This is a genomic window from Bacillus sp. LR_5 (assembly GCF_042709275.1).
In genome coordinates, this window is the sequence record NZ_JAVAXX010000046.1 from 22,461 (window position 1) to 32,085 (window position 9,625).

Consider the following 9,625-nt stretch of genomic DNA (forward strand, 5'->3'; position numbering starts at 1 on the left):
ACCCCGAGTCTATCTAAGACCGGGGTTTTTTCAGCCTTAAAGTTGAAACGAGAGGGGAAAGAACATGAAGCATTTAACGACGATGAGTGAACTTAGCACTGAGGAAATCAAAGATTTGCTTCAAACAGCACAAGACCTCAAAAGCGGAAAAACAGACAATTGGCTTACGGGAAAATTTGCAGCGAACCTGTTTTTTGAACCGAGCACGAGAACCCGGTTCAGCTTTGAGGTCGCAGAAAAAAAGCTGGGCATGAATGTGCTGAACCTTGATGGAACAAGCACAAGCGTGCAAAAAGGCGAAACCTTATATGACACTATCCGAACGCTCGAATCAATTGGTGTGGACGTGTGCGTCATCAGGCACAGCGAGGATGAGTACTATAAAGAGCTTGTCAGCCAGATAAACATCCCGATTTTGAATGCGGGAGACGGATGTGGCCAGCATCCGACACAATCACTGCTTGATTTAATGACGATTAATGAAGAGTTCCATACGTTCAAAGGGCTTACCGTCTCCATTCACGGCGATATCAAGCACAGCAGAGTGGCTAGATCTAATGCGGAAGTGTTGACAAGATTGGGTGCCCGTGTCCTGTTTTCAGGTCCTTCGGAATGGCGGGATGAAGAAAATCCATTCGGCACGTATGTCTCAATGGATGAAGCAGTTGAGTTTTCCGATGTCGTCATGCTGCTTCGCATTCAAAATGAAAGACATCAGTCCGTTGTCAGCCAGGACGGCTATTTAAACAAATACGGCTTGACCGTAGAGCGGGCTGAGCGTATGAAGCAGCATGCGATCATTATGCATCCTGCTCCGGTAAACAGAGGAGTGGAGATTGATGACAGCTTAGTAGAAAGCGAAAAATCAAGAATCTTCAAGCAAATGCAAAATGGCGTATTTATCAGAATGGCAGTGATACAGCGTGCCTTACAAACCAAAGTGAAAAGAGGAGAAGCAGCGTATGTCATATCTCATTAAAAACGGCTGGATACTTAACGAAAATGGTGAAAAAACAGAAACGGATATTCGAGTGACGGGAGAAATCATCTCCGAAATCGGTCAGCTTGATGCAACGGATGAAGAAACGGTAATTGATGCAAAAGGATTGCTCGTTTCACCAGGGTTTGTTGATCTCCACGTACACTTCAGAGAGCCGGGCGGAGAGAAAAAAGAAACCATTGAAACCGGTGCAAAAGCAGCGGCGCGCGGCGGCTATACAACAGTAGCAGCAATGCCGAATACGCGGCCGGTTCCTGATACGAAGGAGCAGATGGAATGGGTGCAAAACCGTATTAAAGAAACATCATGCGTAAGAGTTCTTCCATATGCATCCATTACGATCAGACAAATCGGTGATGAGATGACAAACTTTGAAGCTTTAAAAGAAGCCGGAGCATTTGCTTTTACAGATGACGGCGTCGGTATACAGACAGCAGGAATGATGTATGAAGCGATGAAACGGGCAGCTGCGATCGACAAAGCGATTGTCGCACATTGCGAAGACAACTCCTTAATTTACGGAGGCAGCGTTCATGAGGGGACATTCTCCAAAGCGAACGGGCTCAACGGCATTCCTTCTGTGTGTGAATCAGTTCATATTGCCCGCGATGTATTGCTGGCTGAGGCTGCAGACTGCCATTACCATGTATGCCATATCAGTACGAAAGAATCTGTCAGGGTCGTACGTGATGCGAAAAAAGCAGGAATCAGAGTGACAGCAGAAGTGTCACCACACCATTTGCTGCTTTGTGATGAGGACATTCCGGGACTTGACACAAATTATAAAATGAATCCTCCTCTCCGCAGTGCAGAAGACAGAGCGGCTTTAATCGAAGGTCTTTTAGACGGAACGATTGATTTTATCGCAACAGACCATGCGCCGCATACAGAAGAAGAGAAAAATACAGACATGAAGCTGGCGCCATTTGGAATTGTCGGCTTAGAAACAGCGTTCCCGCTCCTATACACACACTTTGTCAAAAATGGCAGCTGGTCGCTGAAACAGCTGATTGATTACATGACAATCAAACCATGCGAAGCGTTCGGTCTCCCATACGGAACATTACAAACGGGGCGAGTTGCTGACATTACGTTAATCGATTTGGAAAAAGAAGCAGTTATAGACAAAGAGACATTTTTATCAAAGGGAAAAAACACACCATTTAACGGCATCAGCTGCACCGGCTGGCCGGTCGCTACAATTGCGGCAGGGAAGCTTGCTTATGAGGAAGGGAGACTTGTCAAATGAAGAGACGATTAGTATTGGAAAACGGAGCGGTATTCGAGGGAGAAGCCTTCGGAAGCTTAGAACACAGCATGGGAGAAGTCGTTTTTAACACTGGGATGACAGGCTATCAGGAAATTTTATCTGACCCTTCTTACTGCGGGCAGATCGTAACATTAACGTACCCGCTCATCGGAAATTACGGCATCAACCGTGATGATTTTGAATCCATTACCCCTTTTGTGAAAGGGCTGATCATCAAAGAATTGTGTGAACTGCCTTCCAACTGGCGTTCAGCATACACATTAGATGAGTATTTAAAAATGAAAAACATTCCGGGACTGCAGGGAATTGATACAAGAAAGCTGACAAGAATGATCCGCACGGCAGGCGCGCTAAAAGGAACATTCGCTTCACCTGATGAAGATATCGAAGCAGTGCTGAAAAGACTGAACGAAACTGAACTGCCGAGAAATCAAGTATCCCAAGTATCGGCCAAAACCGCATATCCGAGCCCTGGAAGAGGCAAACGCATTGTCTTGGTTGACTTCGGCATGAAGCACGGCATTCTTAGAGAGCTGAACAAACGAAAATGTGACGTCATCGTTGTGCCTTACAACATTACAGCGGAAGAAGTGCTCCAGCTGAAACCGGACGGCATCATGCTTTCTAATGGACCTGGAGATCCGAAAGATGTGCCTGAAGCGATTGAAATGATTAAAGGTGTTCTCGGAAAAGTGCCATTATTCGGAATATGTCTCGGCCACCAGTTATTCGGGCTGGCGTGCGGAGCGAATACTGAAAAAATGAAATTCGGCCACAGGGGTTCAAACCACCCGGTAAAAGAGCTGGCTACCGGAAAAGTCGCCTTAACATCTCAAAACCATGGCTATACAGTCTCATCCGTCAGCGAAACAGAACTGGAAGTGACGCATATCGCAATTAACGACGATACGATTGAAGGGCTGAAGCATAAAACACTGCCGGCATTTACGGTTCAATATCATCCTGAAGCCTCACCTGGTCCTGAGGATGCCAACCATCTATTTGACAGATTCATCGAAATGATCGAAACAACAGAGAAAGAAGGGGAAGCGGTATGCCAAAACGCGTAGACATTAACAAAATTTTAGTAATCGGATCTGGACCGATCATCATCGGCCAAGCAGCAGAATTTGACTATGCGGGAACACAAGCCTGCCTTGCTTTGAAAGAAGAAGGCTATGAGGTCATCCTTGTCAACTCAAACCCTGCCACGATCATGACAGATACAGAAATGGCTGACCGGGTTTACATCGAACCGCTCACTCCTGAATTCCTGACGCGAATCATCAGAAAAGAGCGCCCGGATGCCATTCTTCCTACTCTCGGAGGCCAAACCGGTTTGAATCTTGCGGTTGAGCTTTCTGAAAGAGGCGTGCTGGAAGAGTGCGGCGTCGAAGTGCTTGGCACGAAGCTGTCTGCGATTCAGCAGGCTGAAGACCGCGACTTGTTCAGAACACTTATGAATGATCTGAATGAACCGGTGCCAGAAAGTGAGATTATCCACTCTCTGGAAGAAGCAGAAAACTTCGTCAGCCAAATTGGTTTCCCTGTTATTGTCCGCCCGGCATATACATTAGGCGGAACAGGCGGAGGCATCTGCTCGAATGAAACAGAGCTGAAAGAAATTGTTGAGAACGGCTTAAAATTAAGCCCGGTGCATCAATGTCTGCTTGAAAAAAGCATCGCCGGCTATAAAGAAATCGAGTATGAAGTCATGAGAGACAGCCAGGACCACGCCATTGTCGTTTGTAATATGGAGAACATTGATCCAGTCGGAATCCACACTGGAGACAGTATTGTTGTCGCGCCAAGCCAAACGCTCAGCGACCGCGAATATCAGCTCTTGCGGAATGTATCGTTAAAACTGATCCGCGCGCTTGGAATCGAAGGCGGATGTAACGTACAGCTCGCTTTAGATCCAGACAGCTTTCAATACTACATTATTGAAGTAAACCCGCGGGTCAGCCGTTCATCTGCCCTTGCATCAAAAGCAACGGGATATCCGATTGCAAAGCTTGCTGCTAAAATCGCTGTCGGCCTTTCATTAGATGAAATGATGAACCCGGTGACAGGAAAAACATATGCAGCATTTGAACCGGCTCTTGACTACGTCGTATCAAAAATTCCGCGCTGGCCGTTTGATAAGTTTGAATCAGCAAACAGAAAGCTCGGCACGCAAATGAAAGCGACAGGAGAGGTCATGGCGATCGGCCGCACGCTTGAAGAGTCATTGCTGAAGGCTGTGCGTTCACTGGAAGCGGATGTGTATCATCTTGAATTGAAAGACGCTGCTGACATTTCCGATGAGCTTCTTGAAAAACGAATTAAAAAAGCCGGTGATGAACGCTTATTCTACTTAGCTGAAGCGTACAGAAGAGGCTACACGGTAGAAGACCTCCATGAATTTTCCGCGATCGATGTCTTCTTCCTGCATAAGCTGTTCGGGATCGTACAGTTTGAAAAAGAACTGAAGGCGAATGCGGGTGATACTGACGTACTGAGACGGGCAAAAGAACTCGGATTCTCTGATAAGTACATCAGCCGTGAGTGGGAAATGAAAGAATCGGAGCTTTACAGCTTAAGAAAACAAGCGGGAATTGCGCCGGTATTCAAAATGGTGGATACGTGCGCGGCGGAATTTGAATCAGAAACGCCATACTTCTACAGCACATACGAAGAGGAAAATGAATCTGTCGTTACAGATACGAAAAGTGTGATGGTTCTTGGTTCGGGGCCGATTCGAATCGGTCAGGGTGTTGAATTCGACTATGCGACTGTTCACTCTGTATGGGCAATTAAACAAGCAGGCTATGAAGCCATTATTGTCAATAACAACCCGGAAACCGTTTCAACAGATTTTAGTATCTCAGACAAGCTGTACTTTGAGCCGCTTACGATTGAAGATGTCATGCACATCATTGACCTCGAACAGCCGGTGGGCGTTGTCGTACAGTTCGGCGGACAAACTGCCATTAACCTTGCTGACGAGCTTTCTGCACGCGGAGTGAAAATCCTTGGGACTTCGTTAGAAGATTTAGACCGTGCGGAAGATCGGGATAAATTCGAACAAGCGCTTGGAGAACTCGGTGTTCCGCAGCCGCTTGGCAAAACAGCGACATCAGTTGATCAGGCGGTAAGCATCGCGAGTGATATCGGCTATCCGGTACTGGTGCGCCCTTCCTATGTGCTTGGCGGCCGGGCGATGGAGATTGTTTATCATGAAGAAGAACTGCTTCATTACATGAAAAACGCAGTCAAAATCAATCCGCAGCACCCTGTATTAATTGATAGATATTTAACTGGGAAAGAAATTGAAGTGGATGCAGTATCTGATGGTGAAACAGTCGTCATTCCGGGAATTATGGAACACATTGAACGTGCGGGCGTTCACTCCGGAGACTCAATCGCTGTTTATCCGCCTCAGTCACTCACAGAGGACATTAAGAAAAAAATTGAACAATACACGATCGCACTTGCTAAAGGGCTGAACATTGTCGGTTTGCTCAATATTCAATTCGTCTTATCACAAGGCGAAGTGTACGTGCTCGAAGTAAATCCGAGATCAAGCAGAACCGTACCGTTCTTAAGCAAAATCACGGGTATCCCAATGGCGAACATTGCTACAAAAGTCATTCTCGGCCAAAAGCTGGCTGCGTTTGGCTATACAGAGGGCCTTCAGCCTGAACAGCAAGGTGTATTTGTAAAAGCGCCTGTCTTCTCCTTCGCTAAGCTGAGAAGAGTGGACATTACGTTAGGGCCTGAAATGAAATCAACAGGTGAGGTCATGGGGAAAGATTCCACCCTTGAAAAAGCGCTCTATAAAGCTCTGATTGCTTCAGGCATTCAAATCCCTAACTACGGATCTGTGCTTTTAACAGTGGCTGATAAGGATAAAGAAGAAGGGCTTGCCATCGCTAAGAGGTTCCATGCGATCGGCTACAACATTTTAGCGACTGAAGGAACGGCAGGTTACCTGAAAGAAGCTTCAATTCCAGCGAAAGTCGTCGGGAAAATCGGCCAGGACGGCCCGAACTTGCTTGACGTGATCAGAAACGGAGAAGCGCAGTTTGTCATCAATACGCTGACAAAAGGAAAGCAGCCGGCAAGAGACGGATTTAGAATCAGACGTGAATCAGTAGAAAACGGTGTTGCCTGCTTAACATCTTTAGATACGGCAGAAGCGATATTGCGAGTGCTGGAAAGCATGACATTCCGTGCTGATCAAATGCCTGTAGTCAACACAAATCAGGAGGCGGCAGTCACTATATGAAAAAAGCGTATTTGACAGTATGTTCTAACCAGCAAATTGCAGACCGGGTGTATCAAATGGTTCTGAAAGGGGAGCTTGTCCAAGGGTTTACAACCCCGGGACAGTTCCTTCATCTGAAAGTGAGCGAAGCGGTTACGCCTCTTTTGAGAAGACCAATTAGCATCGCCGACGTCAACTTTGAAAAAAATGAAGTCACCATCATTTATCGAGTAGATGGGGAAGGAACAAGACTCTTGTCACTGAAGCAGCAGGGAGAACTTGTGGATGTCCTCGGGCCTTTGGGAAATGGCTTTCCTGTCAATGAAGTCCAACCCGGAAAGACGGCTTTGCTGGTAGGAGGCGGTGTAGGTGTGCCGCCTCTCCAAGAGCTGTCGAAACGCTTGAACGAAAAAGGGGTCAAGGTCATACACGTTTTAGGATTCCAATCGGCAAAGGATGTTTTTTACGAAGAAGAATGCCGGCAGTACGGAGACACGTATGTGGCAACAGCTGACGGAACCTATGGGGAAACCGGGTTTGTTACAAATGTGATTAAACAGAAAAATCTAGAGTTTGACATTCTCCTCAGCTGCGGGCCGACACCGATGCTGAAGGCATTAAAACAGGAATATGCCCATAAAGAAGTTTACCTGTCCATGGAGGAACGAATGGGCTGCGGAATCGGCGCCTGCTTCGCGTGTGTGTGCCATACAAACGAAAGTGAGACATCCTACGTAAAAGTATGTCTCGACGGACCTGTATTTAAAGCTCAGGAGGTGGCGCTGTAATGCTAGAGGTGAAATTGCCGGGACTTGATTTGAAAAATCCGATCATTCCTGCATCAGGCTGCTTCGGTTTTGGAAAAGAGTTTGCGCGTTTTTATGATTTATCTTGTCTCGGAGCAATTATGATCAAAGCTACGACAAAGGAGCCTCGCTTCGGGAACCCGACGCCTAGGGTAGCTGAGACTGGCGCCGGAATGCTCAATGCGATCGGTCTCCAAAATCCGGGGCTGGAAAGCGTTTTGCAAAATGAGCTGCCGTGGCTTGAGCAGTTTGATACGCCGATCATTGCAAATGTCGCAGGTTCTCAAGTCGAGGATTATGTTGAAGTTGCAGAGCATATCAGCAAAGCGCCTAATGTTCATGCACTTGAATTGAACATTTCCTGTCCGAATGTGAAAACAGGCGGAATCGCTTTTGGCACGAACCCTGAAATGGCTGCTGATTTGACGAAGGCGGTTAAAGAGGTTTCAGAAGTACCCGTTTATGTAAAGCTTTCCCCGAACGTGGCAAATATCACAGAAATTGCATCTGCGATCGAAGAGGCGGGAGCGGACGGTCTTACGATGATTAACACATTAATCGGCATGAGGCTTGATTTAAAATCAGGCAAGCCGATATTAGCGAATAAAACAGGGGGGCTTTCCGGCCCTGCCGTGAAGCCGGTTGCCATTCGCATGGTGTATGAAGTCAGCCAAGCGGTCAATATCCCGATTATCGGAATGGGAGGCGTGCAGACGGCCGAAGATGCACTGGAGTTTCTTCTCGCGGGAGCAAGCGCGGTCGCTGTCGGAACAGCAAACTTTGTGAATCCTTTTGCATGCCCGGACATGATTGAACAGCTTCCATCTGTTTTGCGTCAATACGGCTATCAATCAATTGAAGAATGCATCGGAAGGAGCTGGAACCATGAAAAACAACCTGCCCATCATCGCGCTTGATTTTGCATCAGCTGAAGAAACACTTGCGTTCTTAGCGCCTTTTCAGCAAGAACCGTTATTTGTAAAGGTTGGAATGGAACTTTTTTATCAAGAAGGGCCTTCTATAGTTAAACAATTAAAAGAAAGAAATTGCGAGCTGTTTTTAGATTTAAAGCTTCATGACATCCCGACCACTGTAAACAAAGCGATGAAGCGCCTTGCCGGTCTCGGGGTGGACCTCGTCAATGTTCATGCGGCCGGAGGCAAAAAAATGATGCAAGCAGCTCTGGAAGGCTTAGAAGAAGGAACGCTTTCCGGAAAAAAACGCCCGTCACTTATCGCGGTAACCCAGCTGACAAGCACATCTGAACAAATGATGAAGAATGAACTGCTGATCGAAAAGCCTTTGATCGACACGGTCGTGCACTACAGCAAGCTGGCAGAAGAAAGCGGACTTGATGGAGTAGTTTGCTCTGTTCATGAAGCAAAAGCCATTTACCAAGCGGTGTCGCCTTCATTTCTGACTGTCACTCCGGGGATCAGGATGTCAGAGGACGCTGCGAATGACCAAATCCGCGTAGCGACACCTGCAATTGCAAAAGAGAAAGGTTCATCAGCGATTGTGGTAGGACGCTCGATTACCAAAGCGAAAGACCAAGTAAAAGCCTATGAAGCTGTCAGACTCGAATGGGAGGGAATCAAATCATGAAACAAATCATCGCAAAACATCTATTAGACATCCAAGCTGTATTTTTACGCCCGAACGAGCCATTTACATGGGCAAGCGGCATTTTATCGCCAATCTACTGTGACAACCGCCTTACGCTATCTTTCCCGGAGGTCAGAAATGATGTCGCCTCAGGTATCAGCAAGCTTGTCGAAGAGCATTTTCCTGAAGCTGAAATGATTGCGGGAACAGCTACAGCCGGTATTCCTCATGCTGCTCTGGCGGCTGACCGTTTGAATCTTCCGATGTGTTATGTGAGAAGCAAGCCGAAAGCGCACGGAAAAGGGAATCAGATTGAGGGAGCTGTTCAAAAGGGGCAAAAAACTGTCGTTATTGAAGACTTAATCTCCACAGGAGGAAGCGTACTTGAAGCTGCGGCAGCTTTACAAGCGGCTGGCTGTGAAGTGCTCGGTGTCGTCTCCATTTTTACGTACGGGCTCCCTAAAGCGCAGGAAGCCTTCGCAAAGGCAGAACTTCCATACTACTCTTTAACTGATTACGATACGCTCACAGAGGTCGCGCTCGAAAACGGAAATATTCATTCGGACGATCTAGAAAAGCTGAAAACGTGGAAACGAAATCCCGAGTCAAAAGATTGGTTTAAAAAATAAGAAATAAATTTCGGTGATGTATAGAGGCTTCAAAGCCTTGTTGTACTTGAAAACAGGCCACTCGGT

8 protein-coding genes are annotated in these 9,625 nt (G+C 46.9%); all 8 read left to right on the forward strand.

Annotation, left to right across the window (positions count from 1 at the left end; all coding sequences use genetic code 11):
- Positions 1 to 64: 64 nt before the first annotated feature.
- From RAC86_RS12340 to pyrE, 8 genes are read left to right on the forward strand one after another with little or no spacing between them, the layout of a single operon-like run.
- The gene (locus RAC86_RS12340; protein ID WP_072566246.1) at positions 65 to 979 is read left to right on the forward strand and encodes an aspartate carbamoyltransferase catalytic subunit; all 915 of its coding nucleotides are present in this window, start codon (positions 65 to 67) and stop codon (positions 977 to 979) included.
- Positions 963 to 2,249, forward strand: a complete 1,287-nt coding sequence (locus RAC86_RS12345) for a dihydroorotase (protein ID WP_014113732.1) — start codon at positions 963 to 965, stop codon at positions 2,247 to 2,249. Before RAC86_RS12340 ends, RAC86_RS12345 begins: the two co-directional genes overlap by 17 nt.
- Positions 2,246 to 3,340, forward strand: coding sequence for a carbamoyl phosphate synthase small subunit (locus RAC86_RS12350; RefSeq protein ID WP_014113733.1), 1,095 nt, complete (start codon positions 2,246 to 2,248; stop codon positions 3,338 to 3,340). Before RAC86_RS12345 ends, RAC86_RS12350 begins: the two co-directional genes overlap by 4 nt.
- On the forward strand, positions 3,325 to 6,540 hold the full coding sequence (gene carB, locus RAC86_RS12355) for a carbamoyl-phosphate synthase (glutamine-hydrolyzing) large subunit (protein ID WP_072566247.1): 3,216 nt from the start codon (positions 3,325 to 3,327) through the stop codon (positions 6,538 to 6,540). The genes RAC86_RS12350 and carB overlap by 16 nt, the downstream gene beginning before the upstream one ends.
- Positions 6,537 to 7,307, forward strand: a complete 771-nt coding sequence (gene pyrK / locus RAC86_RS12360) for a dihydroorotate oxidase B electron transfer subunit (protein ID WP_014113735.1) — start codon at positions 6,537 to 6,539, stop codon at positions 7,305 to 7,307. The genes carB and pyrK overlap by 4 nt, the downstream gene beginning before the upstream one ends.
- A complete protein-coding gene (locus RAC86_RS12365; RefSeq protein ID WP_014113736.1) occupies positions 7,307 to 8,242 on the forward strand; it encodes a dihydroorotate dehydrogenase in 936 nt (311 codons plus the stop codon). The genes pyrK and RAC86_RS12365 overlap by 1 nt, the downstream gene beginning before the upstream one ends.
- Positions 8,211 to 8,930: an orotidine-5'-phosphate decarboxylase gene (gene pyrF, locus RAC86_RS12370; protein ID WP_072566248.1), complete on the forward strand. Its 720-nt coding sequence runs from the start codon at positions 8,211 to 8,213 to the stop codon at positions 8,928 to 8,930. Before RAC86_RS12365 ends, pyrF begins: the two co-directional genes overlap by 32 nt.
- On the forward strand, positions 8,927 to 9,559 hold the full coding sequence (gene pyrE / locus RAC86_RS12375; protein ID WP_061187437.1) for an orotate phosphoribosyltransferase: 633 nt from the start codon (positions 8,927 to 8,929) through the stop codon (positions 9,557 to 9,559). The genes pyrF and pyrE overlap by 4 nt, the downstream gene beginning before the upstream one ends.
- The last annotated feature ends 66 nt before the right edge of the window (positions 9,560 to 9,625 follow it).